Genomic DNA, 18,519 nt, shown 5'->3' with positions numbered 1-18,519 from the left:
CTGCCGTTTCGGTCTCGATGCAAGGATACAAGACTTACTGTGGAAGCTGGAGGCGCAGACGATGCCCCCTTCGGATCAAGCGCAGCCTTATGGCAGCGCTTATCAATTGAAAACCACTGAATAGCCTGGGAGTCAGCGTCATCGCATGGAGCAACGCAATCAGCTCGTTGCTCCACGTTAATCGAAGCACTCTGCCAATAAACCGCAGGTACCGCTGTGTAATTAGGCAAAGAGCGTCTGTGAATGAGCTTTGTCCGCCCTACTCTCAGCGGGCCGATGTGCTGTGGCAACGCCAGGCCTTACCGCTGAACCAACAGACATCAGCTCGTTCAATGCCGACACCACCTGTTCGACAGTAATAGCCTGCATGGAAGCCTGACACTTCTTGCAGGGTAACCGCGCACCATTACCGAGGGGGGTCTTGCCCTGATAGAGATTGATATGGCCTAGATAGCCTGTGATCCGAGGTGAAATAAACTCAGAAAACAGCACCACAGCAGGGGTAGAAACCGCTGCCGCTGCGTGATGCATACCGCCTTCAGCGCCTACAAAGCCACGGGCATGAGCCAATACAGCAGCCGCCTCGCGAAAGCTTGCCGTCACGATATGCCGCACACCGGGAAGCAAACGCGTTCCTTCAGGCCCTAGCTGTACAAAATCAAAGCCGTACCGGGCCAGTTGCTCCCAGCGCTCCCAAGGCCAGGCCTTGTTAGAATCAGAAACCTTGGTATTAGGCTCAATGACAATCGAGCCCCGTGCATGCTCCCGGCCGAACGCCAGCTCCTGAGCAGAAAAGAAGATCTCGCCGGGTACTAGGTCAAACGGCTGCCATTCACAGATCTTCTTGTTCTTGCGATAGATATAAGGGCGACTCTTGGGTGCGTTGCAAATTATGGCGCACCCTGGCTCCGGCTGCCTGAGAATATAAGGACTGTTCTCCCAGATCTCTGACCAGCGCGGCTGCCCTTCACTGTCGACAAAAAGCACTTTCTGCCGGGTCTTTTCATAATGCACCCGGGCCTGACCCACAGCCATCAGCTCGTCGCCCCATCCCATTCGATTTCTCCCGAATGTAATGTCGAACCCAAAATTTTTAGCAGACTAGCAAGCTCATCCTTAAGGTTTGCTTAACCGAAATGGATCTATGCGCCTTTCGTTAAGCTGCTGCCATTTAGGCTGTAAGGAGATATTTCTATCAACCTGAGCGCGGCTGTCTCTCAGCATCGTCACACAGGCGGTACAGGGATACCCGGTTTTCCAGCCAGACGTGCGATAGTGTTGCCTGATCGGAGACAGGAGCATGTGATGTATCAGGAATTCAACGAGCTATGGCTGCTGTTTATCCAGGCTCTGGCCTGGACGACCTATTATCTTCAGCTCGGTTTTTTGCTTTGTGCCGTTGGTATCGTAGTCGGCCTCGTGAAGTGGAGCGTATGGTGGGGTAAGACTCTGGTTGTGTGCTCTATTGGCGTTGCCGCCCTGCTTGCACTGGCACTTGATGCCATTGGCAAACTGGTTGCCAACTTATAGATAAAGCGTGCCTTACAAGGCGTACCGAAAAGGTACCTGAGTCGGAATGACTAGGAACGCTCTCTCGCGCCGACGGTCCGTGTGTAGGTGATAAGGATACTGCTTATAACCAGTCGTTTATCCACGGAGACCACCATGACTGTCAAAGCTCTGCTTGTCGCAACCGCCCTTTTTGCTTCTACTACAGCTCTGGCAGCCTCCCCGGCACTGGAAAAAGGCGGTGTACTGATCGATAGCCAGGGCAGGACGTTATACACGTACGATAAAGACAACGAGGGCATTTCAAGGTGTAACGGCAAATGTGCGGAGAACTGGCCACCACTCAAAGTGGAAGCAGAGGCTGGCACAAAACCTTCGGATGCCTGGACCGTCATTGAACGTGAAGACGGCGCCATGCAATGGACCTATAAGGGCAAGCCGCTATACACCTTTATTCAGGACAAGCAGCCCGGTGACAAGACCGGTGACGCCAAAGGTGGCGTCTGGCATGTAGCCAAGCCGTGATACCACTCTGGAACCGGCCACTGTGCCGGTTTCTCCTTCTGACACACCTCTGCCAAAATGCACTGCCATTCTCTTTAGAATAAGCCTCCGGCCCTAGAGGCTAAGCCCAATACCCGCCCTGCCTGAATATTATTTTCGAGAACCATTCATGACCGACTCGTCGCCCATTCGTATCCTCGATTCACACATTCTCGCCAATGACTGGGGCGTACTGACCAAGTACACCTTGGAATACCAACGGCGTGATGGAACCCGGCAACAACATACCCGCGAAACCTATGATCGTGGCAACGGCGCAACGGTACTGTTATACAACCTGGAGCGCCGCACGATTGTCCTGATCCGGCAGTTCCGCCTGCCGACTTATCTCAACGGCATTCCGGACGGCATGTTGATCGAAACGCCAGCAGGCCTGCTCGAAAATGCAGAGCCAGAGGAGCGTATCCGCGCTGAAATCGAGGAAGAAACCGGGTATCGCCTACATCATGTCACCAAGCTGTTTGAAGCGTATATGAGCCCTGGCTCGGTCACGGAAAAGCTTTACTTTTTCGCCGCGGAATACGATACCCATACACGCCAAGGCGAAGGTGGTGGACTGGCTGATGAGGGTGAAGACATCGAAGTAATGGAGTTCGGCTTCGATGAGTTGATGGACATGATACGCGCCGGTCAAATCCTGGACGCCAAAACCATTATGCTGGTGCATTATGCAGCTCTCTATTTGTTCTCGGAGCGCTAAAACCTCACCGTTCTCGGCTCCGATCAGACCAGAAAAGCATGGCTGAGACGATCAATCATGCTTTTCCAGAACCATTAACAGCGGAGGCAACCTCTTAGCTTCTTAGTAGGCGCTAGTGCTACTGGTAATAACCGTTGCCTCCGGGTCGGATTGATCTGCCGTACGGAGACCCGCAAGCGCCAGGTCAGGATAAGGACAAGCCAGGCCGATCAAAACAGATAGGGATGCCAACGACCATGCCTTTTGCTGAACTCAGCACAGTCATGGAAACAGGTTAATTCCAGCGCTATTTTCAAACTATTTCACAGTTTCAGGCGTGCCTTATGCGATGACGGAAACCTCTGCTAACCCATAAGGTCGCACACCTCTTGTCGGCCAGGCCATAGATTGGCCAGTGGTGTATAAGCCATTAGTCAAAGGCACCAAGCAGACGCATCAGGAAATATATTTCGTCTTCTTGGCTTAAAAATGTATGGATCGTTCAGGTCTTGGCCAGAATTCGGCAGGTATCCTGCTGGCGGCTCTGACAAGGCGTGACCCATGCACAAACTCTGCATGATTCGATTGCTGATCGTAGGCAGAGCTTGTTACGGTACGGCCTTTTCCAAAAGATGGCCTTTTGTCCCAGGCTCTCACACTTTTATTACATGACCATTTAATGCCTATGCCCACTTTTCTCGTAGCCCTTTTTTCTCGTACACCTTTAGCCAAGGGCACACGCATTGTCTCAAAAGGTTCCGCCTTGGGTACCTGCCTGCTAGGAGCCGCCCTTGTGGCTGGCCTAGGGCAGGCGCATGCCCAGGAAACCAAGGCAGCTGATCGCTGGGTAAGCGATACGCTATCCACCTATGTTCGCAGCGGTCCGACCGATGGCTATCGTATCGTCGGATCACTCAAGTCCGGCCAAAAAGTCGAGCTGGTCAATACACAAGGCGATTACAGTCAGATCCGCGGTGAAAGCGGTGACCTGGTATGGATTCGCTCCAGCGAACTACAGGAACAGCCGGGCCCGGTAGAACGTGTACCGCAATTGGAACAGCAGGTAAACGAGCTGAGCAGCAAGCTCAAGACCATTGATGACAGCTGGAAATCTCGCATTCAGGGCATGCAGGAAACAATGGATGCCCGCAAGGCGCGTATAGATGAGCTTGAGCAGACACGGCACCAGCTTGATGCCGAGCTGACCGATGCGCAATCCGAGCTTCGCAGCGTCAAGGCACGTCTGGGCGATGAAAACAAGGACGTCATGATGCGCTACCTCGTTTACGGAGGCAGCATTGCCGGAGCGGGTCTCCTGGCTGGCTTGATCCTGCCTTCATTTGCAGGCCGCAGAAAGCGCAACGACCGCTGGTTCTAAAATAAGAAGGCTTCGGCGCATCAAGTCCGGAGCCATTGACTTACTCATCGTGCATGAAGCGGCCAAGCCGTTGCCTAAGCATACGGTTCTCTGCACGCAGGCTTTCCACCTGCGTCAGCAGGTCAAGTGCCAGCGCAGTACCTGCCCAGTCCAGCTCAAGCTCTCGTTGCAGCCGCACGGCACGCCGCACCGTGTGCAAGGCAGACAGGTCAAACACCCATGCCTCCGGCTTTGGCCCGTGTGGCTCAACAATGCCATGCTCGACAAGCTCGACAATGTGAGTGACGGGCGTGTCGACCAGGTGACTGATCTCCTCGAGGCCAAATTCCACGATTACGGTCGTCATCTTAATCCCTCCACTCACTTCTAGGGTTGAACGCGGCCTTGCTCGCCAGTTGCTCCCAGAGCTTTCGTGTCGCCTCATCATGGGCCTTGGGCATGACAATCTTGATTACCGCGTACAGATCCCCTGCGCCGCCCTTTCGAGTTCGTAAGCCTTTACCCTTGAGGCGCAAACGCTGACCGGCCTGGCTATTGGCTGGAACAGTCAACTGAAGCTTGCCGCTTAAGGTAGGAATAGTCACCTTGGCCCCCAGTGCAGCCTCCCAGGGAGCCAACGGAACAGTTAGCAGCAAATCGTGCCCATCTACGTCGAATAAGGGATGCGGCACCAGCCGGATAACCAGATAGAGATCACCATCCGCGCCGCCATTTACTCCTGGCGCGCCCTTCCCCTTGAGGCGTATGCGCTCACCGTCACTCACACCTGCTGGAATGCGAACATTGAGGCTCTTGGCCAGGCTTTCCTGACGTCGGCCATCAGAGCTGTAAGCGGGCACACGATAATTAACGGTTCTTGGCTCGTCTGAAAGGGTGTCTTCCAGAAACAACGGCAGCTCCATTTCCACATCTTGCCCTCTTCGCCCACGGCTACGCTCCCACTCCCAGCCACCGGAGCGGCCACCGAAGATAGATTCGAAAAACTCGGAGAAGTCGCCGTTATGCCCACCTCCAGCCCCCTGGGAACTGCCATTGAAATCCCAGCCAGGCGGTGGTTCGAATGATTGTCCAGCCCGCCCATACCGGCGCAACTGATCGTACTCAGCGCGCTTTTCGGGATCTCTCAATACTTCATACGCTTCGGACACTTCCTTGAATTTGTTTTCCGCATCCGCCTCCTTGCTCACATCCGGATGATATTTGCGCGCCAGCTTGCGGTAGGCGGACTTGATCGTTTTCTCATCTGCACCGGGGTCGACGCCCAACAGTACGTAATAGTCTTTAAATTCCATCGAACCTCACCGTCTCGTCAGTCGACAACAGTCAAAAGTAGACAGCCTGAGCAGGCCTGCCCGTACTCGGTGATCGCGCCTGCGCACGAACATAACCCCATCAGCCCACTAAGGCGCTGACCCAGGTCAGTTCAAGGCATGCGCACCTTTCGATAAAGATGTGGACAGCGCGTCAGGAATCCAGTGCCGATGAAAAAAAGATGCAGCAGCAGGTAAACCCCTGTTTGAAAGGCTCTAGACATGCACCACCTGAGATCAGGTAGTGCATGAGAGTGTAGGAGCGAAGCGTTATTGCTGGATCAGATTGACGCGGTTGCCTGTACCCGACTGGCTCAGATTGACGCGAAGATCAGTACCGGTCTGCTGCAACGTGATGTGGTTGTCCGAGCCGCTCAGCTGGCTTACATAGGCCACGTTACGGTCACCCTGCTGCCCAACGGTTATCTCGCTGAGGGAGCCCTCAGTAGAGGCGCTCAGGATGTTGTCATTGCCGTCTTGCGTTGCATAAAAGACGTTACTGTTGCCAGCTTGGTCGGCGTATAGCTCATTACCCATACCCGTCTGGCTGGCGGTGCCGATGTTGTAGTCACCCACCTGACTCATCTGAACGGCCTGCCACTCACCCGTCTGGTAGGCATCGATGCTATTCGATAAACCACTCTGGGTGGTATCTGCCTCGTTATAGCCGCCTTCCTGTGTTACCAGAGCGCCGCCATTCTGGCCGTCGATACGTACACCCGCCCGCTGCTCGACACCGCGCTGAGTGACATAAGCCGAAGTGCTGAGGCCACTGACCTCAAGCATGGCCACTGAGCCTTGGCTATCCAGCTGATAGATATTGGCTGAGGTGTCGTTACCTGTCTGAGTAACAGTCGCAACGTTATTGGAACCATCCCGTTGCCACAGCAGGGCCGTGTGACTGTCGCCTTGCTGAGTGACGGATACTTCGCTGGCAACTGCGCCTTCCTGCAGCGTATGCGCCCAATTGGTATTGCCGTTTTGTGTAATACGCGAGCTCGCCTGGGTAGTGTTTAGCTGCTCAGCTTCCGCTTCGTTGGCAGTACCTGTCTGGCTCTGATTGGCCGAAGCCGAATCAGAGGCCTGCTGAAAGACAGAAGCCTGATTGTTCCGGCCATATTGATACTGATTGGAATAGGCATTGGCCGAATCAGTCTGCTCGACCGTAGCGGCATTGTAATTACCCGCTTGCGCCTGTTTTGCTGTACTTGCCTGACTATTAGCCTGTATCAGGCGAACGTCGTTAGCGTAGCCGCTATGAGACTGTTTGGCTGAGTTACCCGTCCCAGACTGCTCGATCGTAGCCGTATTGAGTACACCGTGCTGATCCTGTCGGGCTGTATTGCTTTCAGCGAAGGCTTGCGTAGCCACGACCGCAAGAACGGCAGCAGCGAGCGGTTTGAAGATAAACATAGCTCTCTCCATGAATGTTTATTCCACCAGAGGTACAGCAAGGCTTGGAAGCCATTACCGCATTACCGTTGCGCAAGAACCTGCAAAGGCACCCTAGCGATTGGGCATTGTGAATCGGGAGTCTATGTTCACTGTTTAACGCAGCGATGGGTATCAATCGAAAGATTGAAAATGTTCGCGCTTTACCCCTTGTTGAAAGATGCCTGACGCCTCAATAGATGGGTGGTCAGAACCTTCCGTATCCCTCGCGGCCTAACCTATAACGCCTAAACAAGGCCCGAACGGGAGACGAACATGAGCGACATCAAGAACCCCGAAAACCAGAATGCTGAAAATGAAGACCTCGACAATCGCGACGTCAATGACGATCAGCTGGACCAGGCCGTCGAGGAAACTTTCCCAGCCAGCGACCCGATTTCCCCTTGATCTGATCAGGTGATCGGATACTTTCTACTCGGTTTTGGGTTGGAGACTATTTATAGCTTCAGCCCTTTTTTATGCCCGCAGACTACCCTTAAGCCAAGACACTAAACCCCTGGCAACCGGGTTACGCTTTTTACTTAAGCCAGTAAAAGCAGAGCGCTTGAAGGCAGCTGTGCTGGTGCCGTGAAGATGGCGTCCAACACAGCATGTCAAACAGGCGCTCCTTGCAACTGCCCGCCTGCTTGCTGGCGCATTCACAGGCAAGCGTCTCATTGAGTAAGCAGAAAAACCAGCACCCACCGCGTTACGCTCGCTTATTGGTCGCTATTGGAGCAGCCCTGCAGATTGGCCTGAGTCACGTTGCTGAACGCCGGTACGCTGCGCGTCAGCCAGACATTGCCGCCAATGGTAGAGCCTTGGCCAATGGTGATACGCCCCAAAATGGTCGCACCGGCATAGATAACCACATCGTCCTCAACGATTGGATGACGCGGATGCCCCTTTTGCAGATTACCGGCCTCATCGGCTGGGAAGCGTTTGGCGCCCAGGGTTACGGCTTGATAGATCCGGACCCGCTCACCAATGATGGCTGTCTCGCCGATGACCACGCCAGTGCCATGGTCGATAAAGAAGCTTGGGCCGATCTGTGCACCAGGATGAATATCAATTCCCGTCGCCGAATGGGCCAGCTCTGCGATGATGCGGGCGAGCAGTGGAAGATCCGAGCGATACAGCTGATGCGCCAGCCGATGGTAGATAACAGCCAGGATACCGGGGTAGCACAGCAACACCTCATCTACACTGCGCGCGGCGGGATCGCCACGGTAGGCAGCAAGAACGTCAGTATCGAGAAGCCGACGCAGATCAGGCAATGCAAGGGCAAACTCCTGCACGATGCGCTGAGCAGGGCCTTCGACCGAACATTCCGGTATACCCTTCTGCCGGGCGGTATAGCACAGCTCCAGACGCACCTGCCCCAACAAAGCGTTGAGCGCCCGATCCAGCACATGCCCAACGAAAAAGTTTTCGCTTTCCGCACGCAAATCATTAGGCCCCAGGCGTAGCGGGAATAGCGCACTACAGAGCGACTCGAGGACCTCGCCCATTACCGCTCGCGATGGCAGTTCACGGCTGCTTAGTTCTCGCGTTCGGCCATGCTGGCTACGCCACTCGTTACGAGCATCATGTAGCTCGTCTACGATTCGCTCCAGTTGCCAGTTAATCCCCGGGGCTTTACCCCGCACTTGATTTGAGTCGCTCATTACCACGTTCCTGGAAAAAGAACCGGTACATGCCGGTCCTGGGTTCGACAATAAAACGTTGCGGCTGATCGAGCACACCGCACCTGATGCCTGTACCTTACCCCATCGTCCGCCTGATCGGATAGGATGATGGCAGACCTGCCAACGCCGTACTGTCTGGCGTCAAGGCAACCATGAGTGGAACATTGATACAGGAGAACTCTTATGACGTTTGGCCCCCTGGTCAGCACCGAGTGGCTTGCCAATGAGTTGGACGCCAAAGACCTGGTGATATTTGATGCCAGTGTCTACTTGCCCAACGAATCCAAAGATGCCAAGGCTGAATATGAGCGCACACATATCCCTGGCGCGCGCTTTTTCGATATCGACGAGGTGTCGGACCAGGACACAACACTCCCACATATGGTGCCGTCTCAGGGACGCTTTGCTCGGCTTGTAGGTGAGCTGGGCGTCAGTAACCAATCACGCGTAGTGGTATATGACCAGAAAGGTCTGTTCTCGGCGGCGCGTGTCTGGTGGCTGTTTCGCCTGTTCGGTCATGATCACGTCGCTGTGCTGGATGGCGGTCTGCCCAAGTGGATAGCTGAACAACGGGCCACTGAACAAGGCGCTAGCAGGTCAAGCCCCGCGGCTGCTCCATTCCAGGCAACCTTTCGTGCCCGGATGCGAAGAGGGCTGGGTGACTTGCAGGCCAACCTCGACAGCCACGCCGAGCAGGTACTGGACGCACGGGCAGCTAATCGATTTGAAGGCGTCGTACCAGAGCCTCGCGCCGGGCTCGCCTCAGGACACATTCCTGGTAGCTTCAATCTGCCTTATACCGAGCTGCTACAGCCGAATGGAACCTTCAAACCGGCCGAGGCGCTACGGGCTCGCTTTGCTGCTGCCGGAGCAGACGGCTCTCGCCCTGTAGTCACCAGTTGCGGCAGTGGCGTTACTGCCGCAGTGCTACTGCTGGGCATGGCGATAGCAGGTCTGCCGGAAGGCGCGCTGTATGACGGCTCCTGGACCGAATGGGGTTCGCGGGAGGACACCCCTAAAGCCATTGGTAAAGAAAACTGAAATATTGCGTGGGTATGCTGACAATGGTAATACCCACGCCTGCCAGCTGACGATTTGCCGTCAAAGCATAGTGCTTTAGTCTAATAGACGTAAAAATCCATAGATCAGAAAGGACAAAATCAGCAGCCTGATCCACGCTACAGTAGGCGTTTAACCTTGATAAGGGTTAAAAACCTGTTGCAGGCCAGCCAGTTGGACCACTTGTCTCATAAATTAACTCAAGTGCGATAAACGGACACACAGGTATTGCTTTCAATAGCAAACCGATAGCATTATCGCGGCACTCGTCGTACAACCCTGGCCATAAGGCGCACGGTTGAATTCCAAAATAAGTTTAATAATGGAATGACCTGAATGTTCAAGAGCATATCCTGTACGGCTTTGTCCCCTCCTGCTCCACACATATCCCTATTCCAGATTACGTGGAAGCCTATTGGCTTTCGCTTAAGTTCGGCTGCCTGTTAGCGCCGGACATGACAACGCCCTCAGGACCAGGGCTTCTCCGCCTCTGATGAATCGATCCGTAGAGATTGCGTTCAGGCGCGGCATCATTACTCATGGGAGTACAACAATAATGACCCTTCGCTATCTCTCTATTCCTACGCTTATCGGATGCGCACCGTTTGCGCTGGCTCTGGCATTACCGGCTGCTGCTCATGCCGAAGGCTTCCTGGAAGACGCCAAAGTCAACGTGATGACGCGCAACTATTATTTCAACCGGGACTTTCGTAATGGCAGTAACGCTCAACAGAGCAAGGTTGAAGAATGGGGCCAGGGTTTCATTATGACGGCAGCCTCGGGCTATACACCGGGTGTCGTGGGATTTGGTCTGGACCTGACTGCGCTGTACGGTCTCAAGTTGGACAGCGGTCGAGGTCGCGCTGGCACACAATTGCTGCCTGTGCATGACGATGGTCGTGCAGCAGACGATTTTGGTCGCGTGGGTGCTACCTTCAAGGCTCGTCTTTCCAAGACTGACCTGTTGCTAGGCGAGTTGATGCCGAACGTGCCCGTGTTGCGCTTCAACGACGGCCGTCTGCTCCCTCAGACCTTCCGTGGCGCAACCCTCACCTCTAAAGAACTGGATGGCTTTACCTTCTATGCCGCCCAGATTCGTCAGGTGAGTTTGCGTAACTCCTCCGATATGCAGGACCTGGCGATCACGACTGGTGGCGCCCGGCAGATCCGCTCTGCACAATCTGATCGCTTCAACTATGTAGGTGGCGAGTACACCTTCAACGACAAGCGCACCATGGTAGGTGTATGGCATGCGCAATTTGAAGATATCTACAAGCAGAACTTCTTCAACCTGACCCATACCCAGAAATATGGCGACTGGAGCTTTGGTGCCAACCTGGGCTACTTCATTGGCAAGGAAGAAGGACAGGCGCGTGCAGGCGACCTGGATAACAAACTCTTTACAGGCCAATTGTCGGCAGGTACGGGGGGGCACAAGTTTACCGTAGGTTATCAGCACGTCAGCGGCGATAACGGCTGGCTGAGCGTAAACGGCACTAGCGGTGGCAGTATCGTCAACGATATGTTCACCCAGAGCTTTGATAATGCCAAGGAGCGCTCCTGGCAACTACGTTACGACTATAACTTTGCCGCCATGGGTATTCCGGGTCTGGCCTTCATGGCGCGGTACGGTCATGGTGACAATATCTATGTCAACGCAGCCAATAAAGATGGCTCCGAATGGGAACGCAACTTCGACGTGGCCTATACCTTCCAGAGCGGTCCGCTCAAGGATCTGAACATGCGCTGGAGAAACTCCATGGTCCGTCGTGACTATGGCAGCAACAATGACATTGATGAAAACCGCCTGATCTTCAGCTACCCGATTTCCATTCTGTAAGATCCGATAGCTGTAAAAAAGCCCGTCTCACGACGGGCTTTTCTTTGGACGGTATTATTGCCCTTGATACTGCTCTTGCCGCGACTCTACTCCCAGCTCATCCCACACAGACTCCGCGAGATGGAACGTGGCATTAGCCGCCGGGATGCCACAGTAGATCGCGCTCTGCATGATCACTTCCTTGATCTCATCTCGCGTTACGCCATTATTGGCGGCGGCCCGAAGATGTAGCTTGAGCTCTTCGCTACGGTTCATGCCAATCAGCATGGAAATGGTGATCAGGCTGCGCGTATGCCGCGGCAGGCCGGGACGCGTCCAGATATCACCCCAGGCGTGCCGGGTAATCATTTCCTGAAACTCTTCGTTGAATGGCGTGAGCTTTTCCAGGCTGCGATTCACGTGGGCATCGCCCAATACCGCGCGGCGCACTTCCATACCGTTTTCGTAGCGTTCGCGTTCGTCCATTTCGATAACTCCTAAACCGTCAGGAAGGCCAGCACGCGACGGCTGAACGCCTCGCCAGCTTGCACGTTGGAAAGATGCGCAGCGTCGAACTCTACATACTCGGCGTTTGGAATCTGCGCTTGCATGAAGTGCCCATCATCCGGCGTTGTGACGGCATCATGCGTACCTGCTACAACAAGTACCGGGACAGTGACAGTCTTCAGCTGCTCGCGGAAGTCACCGTCACGCACAGCTGCACAATTTGCGGCATACCCTTCTGGCGAAGTAATTGCCAGCATGTCGGTGATGCGCTTGACCTTGGCCGGCTCCGCCTGAGCATATTCAGGTGTAAACCAGCGGGCGATAGAACCATCACGCAGGTTGACCATCGCAGCCTGACCACCGTTGAGAACCGTATTGATACGGTCATTCCAGCCTTCGGCCGTTCCAATCTTGGCGGCGGTATTACAGATCACAACACGCTGGATACGGTCGCTGGCATTCACTGCCAGCCACTGTCCAATCAGTCCTCCCATGGACAGCCCGCAAAAATAGGCTGTTTGGACCTTCAGGGCATCCAGCATCGCCAGCACGTCATGACCCAACTGCTCGATAGTATAAGGGCCGGGCGTAACGGAGGAGCCACCATGGCCGCGCGTGTCATAGCGCAGCACACGGAAATGCTCGGTAAACGCAGGAATCTGGTCATCCCACATATGCAGGTCAGTACCCAGCGAGTTGGACAGCACCAGCACCGGTGCTTCCTCGCGGCCATCAAAACGGTAATTCAATTCGCCATCGGCGAGCTGTACAGCTGGCACGGAAACCTCCTAGCAAGAAGACGTAAATGAATGATGTTCTGCACAGGCGCGCGCTACCCACGTGCGTGCTTGTCCAAGGTAATGAGCGGGATCAAGCAGACGATCCAGTTCGTCCGCAGGCAATTCGGCAGTGACTGTCTCCTCCTGAGCGAGCGCCTCACGCAGATTGCTCCCCTGCTCTACCGCGCGGCGGCAGCATTGCTCAACCAGGTGATGCGCCTGCTCACGACCAAGCCGTTGACTAAGGGCGATGCTTACCGCCTCGGCCAGCACCAATCCGTGGGTCAGCTCCAGATTATTTCGCATACGCGCGGTATCGACTTCCAATCCCTGCGCAATCAGTAGCGCCTGTTCCAGCGCGCCGGAGGTGAGGCAGAAAATGTCCGGCAACGTGTCCCATTCGGCATGCCATAGTCCCAGGCTGCGTTCATGCTCCTGAGGCATAGCGGCAAACATTGTTGCAACGAGATTGGGAACGCGTGTAGCCGCGCTGATCAACACCGCCGCGCTGACGGGGTTGCGCTTGTGCGGCATGGTTGAGGAACCACCTCGGCCCTGCCCGGCAGGCTCGAAAACTTCGGCCGCTTCCGTCTGCATCAGCAAACTGATGTCTCGCCCAAGCTTACCCAGACTGCCAGCAATCAATCCGCAAAGACTCGCTACCTCCACCAGACGATCCCGCTGGGTATGCCAGGGCTGCTCAGGCAAATGCAGATCCAATTCTCTAGCAAGTGCTTCGGCCACTGGCATGGCCTTTTCGCCCAAAGCTGCCAGCGTGCCGGAAGCACCGCCAAATTGGAGGACCAACACACGAAGCTTTAACTCAGCCAATCGTTGGCGGTGGCGAGTAATCGCCCCCAGCCAGCTGGCGATCTTCATACCCAAAGTCACGGGCGTTGCATGCTGTAACCAGGTTCGCCCGGCTAGAGGGGTCTCGGCATATCGCTGTGCCTGCTCAGCCAGGACATCGGCCAAAGCACCCAAGTTATGCTCCAGCCACTGGAAGGCGGCGCGAACCTGCAGTACAAGCCCGCTATCCATAACATCCTGGCTAGTCGCCCCCATATGGACATACCGCTCGGCCTCCGGGCTTTCACGCTTGATCTCGCGACCCAGCGCCTTCACCAGCGGAATAGCCGAGTTGCCGCTATTCATGATGGCTTGCTGCAAGGCCTCAAGGTCATAACGATCCGCTCGGCACGCCGCCTCGATAGGTGCCACGGCGCTCTGTGGAATCACACCCACTAGAGCCTCTGCACGCGCCAGCGCCGCTTCAAAGTCCAGCATGCCTTGCAGGCGGCCCGCATCACTGAATATTTCACGCATCGCCGCCTGAGTGAAATAGGCATCGAAGAGTTGATTAGCCGGTCGCTGACTCATACGTGGTCCTTGTAATTAATGATCGTCGTGCAGGTAGCTGGCTTTACGAGGCAGGCGCAAACTCACCAGGAACGCCAGCACCAGCATGCCGGACACGTAGATGTAAAAGAGCTCTTCATGCCCAATGGATTTGAACTTCAATGCGACGAATTCTGCTGAGCCACCAAATAAGGCATTGGCCACCGCATAGGACAAACCTACCCCCAATGCACGAACTTCCGGGGGAAACATTTCAGCTTTCACTAGACCGCTGATAGAGGTGTAAAAACTGATAATGGCCAAGGCAATAAGGATCAGGACAAACGCCACAGTCGCACTGTCCGTGCCCTTGAGGGTTATCAGAATGGGGTAGGTACACAGCGCGCCCAGCCCACCAAACCACAGCATGGATGCACGACGACCAATACGATCTGACAAGGCGCCAAAAATCGGCTGCATGATCATGAACAGGAATAGCGCTCCCGTCATGAGGGCACTGGCTGTCTTCGCATGCATGCCAACCGTATTGACCAGATACTTCTGCATGTACGTGGTAAAGGTATAAAAGATCAGCGAACCGCCAGCGGTGTAGCCCAACACGGTAAAGAAGGCAGCTTTGTGATGTTTGAACAGAGCAGCGACAGAACCGGCCTCCTTGCTTGCGCGGCTTTCCTTGGTTGTAGTCTCTTCCAGAGAACGACGTAAAAAGAGCGAGATCACGGCAGCCAATGCGCCGACGACAAAGGGAATTCGCCAGCCCCAGGCCCGCAGTTCTTGCTCGGTCAGCAGCTGCTGAAGAATGACTACGACCAGCACAGCCAGGAGCTGTCCACCAATCAGCGTGACGTATTGAAACGAGGCATAAAAGCCACGCTTTCCTTTTAACGCCACCTCGCTCATATAGGTGGCAGTGGTGCCATACTCCCCACCTACGGACAAGCCCTGAAATAAGCGCGCCATCAGCAGGAGGAGCGGGGCCCAGAATCCGATACTTTCATAAGTAGGCAGACAGGCGATGACCAGGGATCCCGCGCACATCATGAGGACCGAAATCATCATGGACGTACGTCGCCCGTAACGGTCTGCCACTCCGCCAAAAATCCAGCCGCCGATGGGCCGCATTAGAAAGCCTGCGGCAAAAACACCTGCAGTATTGAGGAGCTGGACGGTGGGGTCGTCAGAGGGGAAAAACGCGTGCGCAAAGTAGATGGAGCAAAAAGAGTAAACGTAAAAATCAAACCACTCGACGAGGTTGCCGGACGAGGCCCCGACAATGGCGAAGATTCTTTTACGACGCTCTTCCAAGGTATAGGAACTGATAGTCATTCGATCCGCTCTTGTCTTTGAAATAGGAATATCCCGGCGAGTAATTCGGTCCTGACTCGCCGGTGAATGACCCTGCCAAGGGCAGCCTTTGCCCTGTTGCAGGGTGTGCCACCTACGCGTGATGGATTCGCAGGCCTTGGTGAGACATGTCCTTTTACAATTATCTCCTTGGCAAGTCTTAAATCCTTCACGCTAAAGCAGATCACCCTTTCCCTATAAGCGCCCCGCTGCACGAGACGCTCAAGACTTGAGTCCTTATACGCGCTTGATTGCTAACGCCAGCCCTTGCCCAACGCCCACACACATTGTTGCCAGCCCTAAGTGCTTATTGGTTTTTTCCAGCCAGTGCACCGTGGTCATTACCAGGCGCGCACCACTCATACCCAGCGGATGGCCCAGCGCAATAGCGCCACCCTGCGGATTTACCTTCTCGCTGTCGTCGGGCAGGCCCAAGCCGCGTACGACTGCCAATGCCTGGCTGGCGAAGGCCTCGTTCAGCTCAACCACATCAAAGTCTTCAACGGTTTTCCCCAGACGTGTCAGCAGCTTTTGCACCGCAGGTACAGGGCCGATGCCCATGACACGAGGGGCCACGCCACCGCTAGCCATACCCAGGATGCGGGCGCGGGGCTTCAGACCATATTTGGCTACTGCCTCGGCCGACGCGATGATCATGGCTGCCGCGCCATCATTTACACCTGAAGCATTACCCGCCGTGACCGTCTTGTCCGGGCCATTCACAGGCTTGAGCTTGGCCAACATTTCCAGGGTGGTATCGGGACGCGGATGCTCGTCCTTGTCGACAATCGTCTCGCCTTTCTTATGGACGATACGCACGGGCACGATTTCCTCAGCAAAAAAGCCGCTTTCCTGAGACGCCGCCGTACGCTGCTGGCTGCGGAGCGCAAATGCATCCTGATCAGCGCGGGACACCTTGTGCTCTTGCGCAACGTTATCGGCTGTTTCCGGCATGGAATCGGTGCCGTACATTTGCTTCATCAAGGGATTCACAAAGCGCCAGCCAATGGTGGTGTCCTCGATCTTCTGGCCACGGGAAAACGCGGTGTCGGCCTTGCCCATCACGAACGGAGCGCGGGACATGGACTCCACCCCGCCGGCAATGGCCAACTCCATTTCACCACTGGCAATAGCGCGGTACGCCGTACCCACGGCGTCCATGCCCGAAGCACAAAGCCGATTCAGGGTCACACCCGGTACGTTTTCGGGGAGACCAGCCAGAAGAAGCGCCATGCGTGCCACGTTACGGTTGTCTTCACCCGCCTGGTTGGCACAGCCCATGAACACCTCATCGACTTCAGCCCAGTTCACGCCAGGGTTGCGCTCCATTAGCGCCTTAAGCGGAATGGCAGCCAGGTCATCAGCGCGAACGCTGGACAATGCACCGCCAAAACGGCCGATAGGGGTACGAACGGCATCGCAGATGAATACATCACGCATCATGAGTCTCCTGATACCGCTCCTGCTTGGGCCGGCGGCCTATCGGTAAGGGGCGGTGTGGCGGTCTAAGCAACACCCTGAAATCAGTGGTGCCGAATACCTGAGTCGTATTCGCCTGAAGAATGCTCCAGACGAGAGAGATGTTGAACGGAACAGTAAGCCGCGAGGCTATGGGCAGACAATCCGATAATCGAATCTATGGTCGGTTATCGAACACGATTGTCTGCTCCACCTGCACTATCGTATGCGTCGAAAGGCCTTACGAAGCATCCGAATGACTAACAATGCCTTTGATCACGACAGCCGCTGTAGCCAGCGCAGCGGGAATAACCAATGCGGTCAATACCTGCTCGAAATTCCATCCCAGCCCTAGCAGGGTCGCACCCATCCAGGCGCCCAGAATGGCACCAAAGCGCCCAATACCCAGCATCCACGACACGCCTGTTGCCCGGCCCTGAGTCGGATAAAACCGCGCCGCCAACGATGGCATAGCCGACTGTGCACCGTTGATACACATACCTGCGACCAATACCAGCGTGGCCAATAACGTCACATGCCCAAGGCTTTGCCCAACACAATAGGCAAATACACCCGCCAACAGATAAAACGTGCCTATAACCCAGTGCGGGTTGATCCGGTCCATCGCCCAACCCACTGCTACAGCACTGAGCACACCACCGAACTGGAACAGTGCTCCAATGAACGCAGCCTGCTCCAGGCTTGCCCCACTGTCGCGCATGAGCGTAGGCAGCCAGCTTGTCAGCAGATAAACAATGACAAGCCCCATGAAGTAGGTCATCCAAAGCAGCACGGTACCCAGCCCGCACTCCTTGGAGAAAATCACAGCGAATACATTGCGCGCCTTAACCGTACGCTGCTCCGGCACGCTGAACTCCCGCGCCTGCTGGACAATACTCGGACCAATAAGCAGTAAGACTTTGCGGATCTGATCAACGCCTCGGTTATGCACCACCAGATAGCGGGCTGACTCCGGCAACCAGAACAGCAAAACCACTGCCAGTACCAGCGGCAGCAGGCCGCCCAGCAACAGCAAACTATGCCAGCCGAAGGCAGGAATCAGCTTGGCAGATACGAACCCACCACACGCCATTCCCAGGTTGAAACCACAAAACATGCTGGTAACCAGAAGCGACTTAAGCCGCTCTGGCGTGTACTCGGAAAGCAGCGTCGTAGCGTTCGGCATAGCAGCGCCCAGGCCAAGCCCGGTTAAAAACCGCAGGATAACCAGCTGGTCTATCGTTGCGCTGTAGGCCGAGATCACACTGAATAATCCAAAGATAAAAACAGCAGCAACCAGCACGACCTTACGACCGAAGCGGTCTGCCAGCGGCCCTGAGCCCAGTGCGCCAAACACCATTCCGACAAGAGCAGCGCTCATTACCGGCCCAAGGCTTGCGCGGTCGATTCCCCAATCCTGGGTCAGCGCAGGCGCGATGAACCCCATCGCAGCAGTATCCAGCCCGTCCAGAAAGACAATTAAGAAGCACAGCACCACGATTCGCCATTGATAGCGGCTTAGCGGCTGAGCGTTGATGAACGATTGAACATCCAGCGTTGTGTTCGTCGAGGATTGCCCGGTCATGGCAAGGCCCTCACAACCCACGAGTCAACAATAACGGTTTCAGGCACATC

18 protein-coding genes are annotated in these 18,519 nt (G+C 55.3%); 7 read left to right on the top strand and 11 right to left on the bottom strand.

Annotated elements, in window-relative coordinates:
- Positions 1-222: 222 nt before the first annotated feature.
- Positions 223-1,056, bottom strand: coding sequence for a glycosyltransferase family 9 protein (locus IEX86_RS06815; RefSeq protein WP_188865386.1), 834 nt, complete (start codon positions 1,054-1,056; stop codon positions 223-225).
- 249 nt (positions 1,057-1,305) lie between these two features.
- On the opposite strand from IEX86_RS06815, the gene IEX86_RS06810 reads away from it, so the two are divergent.
- From IEX86_RS06810 to IEX86_RS06795, 4 genes are all read left to right on the top strand, one after another.
- Complete coding sequence (locus IEX86_RS06810) at positions 1,306-1,530, top strand: hypothetical protein (protein ID WP_188865385.1); 225 nt, start codon at positions 1,306-1,308, stop codon at positions 1,528-1,530.
- 135 nt (positions 1,531-1,665) lie between these two features.
- Positions 1,666-2,034 carry a COG4315 family predicted lipoprotein gene (locus tag IEX86_RS06805; protein WP_188865384.1) on the top strand — a complete coding sequence of 123 codons (369 nt, stop codon included), beginning with the start codon at positions 1,666-1,668 and terminating at the stop codon, positions 2,032-2,034.
- 148 nt (positions 2,035-2,182) lie between these two features.
- Positions 2,183-2,773, top strand: a complete 591-nt coding sequence (locus IEX86_RS06800) for an NUDIX domain-containing protein (RefSeq protein WP_188865383.1) — start codon at positions 2,183-2,185, stop codon at positions 2,771-2,773.
- Positions 2,774-3,431: 658 nt separating this feature from the next.
- Positions 3,432-4,130, top strand: coding sequence for a TIGR04211 family SH3 domain-containing protein (locus IEX86_RS06795; protein ID WP_188865382.1), 699 nt, complete (start codon positions 3,432-3,434; stop codon positions 4,128-4,130).
- Positions 4,131-4,170: 40 nt separating this feature from the next.
- On the opposite strand, the gene IEX86_RS06790 is transcribed toward IEX86_RS06795, so the two are convergent.
- From IEX86_RS06790 to IEX86_RS06780, 3 genes are all read right to left on the bottom strand, one after another.
- Entirely contained in the window at positions 4,171-4,476 is a 306-nt protein-coding gene (locus tag IEX86_RS06790; protein ID WP_188865381.1) for a chaperone modulator CbpM, read from the bottom strand.
- 1 nt (position 4,477) lies between these two features.
- Positions 4,478-5,422, bottom strand: coding sequence for a curved DNA-binding protein (cbpA, locus tag IEX86_RS06785; protein WP_188865380.1), 945 nt, complete (start codon positions 5,420-5,422; stop codon positions 4,478-4,480).
- A 288-nt stretch (positions 5,423-5,710) separates the two neighbouring features.
- Positions 5,711-6,853 (bottom strand): hypothetical protein, encoded by a 1,143-nt coding sequence (locus IEX86_RS06780; protein WP_188865379.1) that lies wholly within the window; start codon positions 6,851-6,853, stop codon positions 5,711-5,713.
- Positions 6,854-7,147: 294 nt separating this feature from the next.
- Between IEX86_RS06780 and IEX86_RS25390 the strand changes: the two genes are divergently transcribed.
- Positions 7,148-7,279: a hypothetical protein gene (locus IEX86_RS25390; RefSeq protein ID WP_268239856.1), complete on the top strand. Its 132-nt coding sequence runs from the start codon at positions 7,148-7,150 to the stop codon at positions 7,277-7,279.
- Between the two features lie 311 nt (positions 7,280-7,590).
- Here the strand turns inward: IEX86_RS25390 and epsC are convergent, their stop codons facing one another.
- Positions 7,591-8,538 carry a serine O-acetyltransferase EpsC gene (gene epsC / locus IEX86_RS06775; protein ID WP_188865378.1) on the bottom strand — a complete coding sequence of 316 codons (948 nt, stop codon included), beginning with the start codon at positions 8,536-8,538 and terminating at the stop codon, positions 7,591-7,593.
- 204 nt (positions 8,539-8,742) lie between these two features.
- On the opposite strand from epsC, the gene sseA reads away from it, so the two are divergent.
- On the top strand, positions 8,743-9,600 hold the full coding sequence (sseA, locus tag IEX86_RS06770) for a 3-mercaptopyruvate sulfurtransferase (RefSeq protein ID WP_188865377.1): 858 nt from the start codon (positions 8,743-8,745) through the stop codon (positions 9,598-9,600).
- 574 nt (positions 9,601-10,174) lie between these two features.
- Positions 10,175-11,458, top strand: a complete 1,284-nt coding sequence (locus IEX86_RS06765; protein ID WP_188865376.1) for an OprD family porin — start codon at positions 10,175-10,177, stop codon at positions 11,456-11,458.
- A gap of 54 nt (positions 11,459-11,512) precedes the next feature.
- Here IEX86_RS06765 and pcaC read toward each other — a convergent pair whose 3' ends face one another.
- The 6 genes from pcaC to pcaK all read right to left on the bottom strand — a co-directional run bounded on the left by pcaC (position 11,513) and on the right by pcaK (position 18,469).
- Positions 11,513-11,923: a 4-carboxymuconolactone decarboxylase gene (pcaC, locus tag IEX86_RS06760; protein ID WP_188865375.1), complete on the bottom strand. Its 411-nt coding sequence runs from the start codon at positions 11,921-11,923 to the stop codon at positions 11,513-11,515.
- Between the two features lie 11 nt (positions 11,924-11,934).
- Positions 11,935-12,723, bottom strand: coding sequence for a 3-oxoadipate enol-lactonase (gene pcaD, locus IEX86_RS06755; protein WP_188865374.1), 789 nt, complete (start codon positions 12,721-12,723; stop codon positions 11,935-11,937).
- Between the two features lie 9 nt (positions 12,724-12,732).
- Positions 12,733-14,103, bottom strand: coding sequence for a 3-carboxy-cis,cis-muconate cycloisomerase (locus IEX86_RS06750; RefSeq protein ID WP_188865373.1), 1,371 nt, complete (start codon positions 14,101-14,103; stop codon positions 12,733-12,735).
- Between the two features lie 15 nt (positions 14,104-14,118).
- Entirely contained in the window at positions 14,119-15,408 is a 1,290-nt protein-coding gene (locus IEX86_RS06745) for an MFS family transporter (protein WP_188865372.1), read from the bottom strand.
- A 255-nt stretch (positions 15,409-15,663) separates the two neighbouring features.
- Positions 15,664-16,869, bottom strand: a complete 1,206-nt coding sequence (gene pcaF, locus IEX86_RS06740) for a 3-oxoadipyl-CoA thiolase (RefSeq protein WP_188865371.1) — start codon at positions 16,867-16,869, stop codon at positions 15,664-15,666.
- A gap of 256 nt (positions 16,870-17,125) precedes the next feature.
- On the bottom strand, positions 17,126-18,469 hold the full coding sequence (pcaK, locus tag IEX86_RS06735; protein WP_188865370.1) for a 4-hydroxybenzoate transporter PcaK: 1,344 nt from the start codon (positions 18,467-18,469) through the stop codon (positions 17,126-17,128).
- Between the last annotated feature and the right edge of the window lie 50 nt (positions 18,470-18,519).

Origin of the sequence: Pseudomonas asuensis, assembly GCF_014646755.1 — a bacterium.
Taxonomy (GTDB): domain Bacteria; phylum Pseudomonadota; class Gammaproteobacteria; order Pseudomonadales; family Pseudomonadaceae; genus Chryseomonas; species Chryseomonas asuensis.
This window is presented reverse-complemented; position numbering and strand designations above follow the sequence as displayed.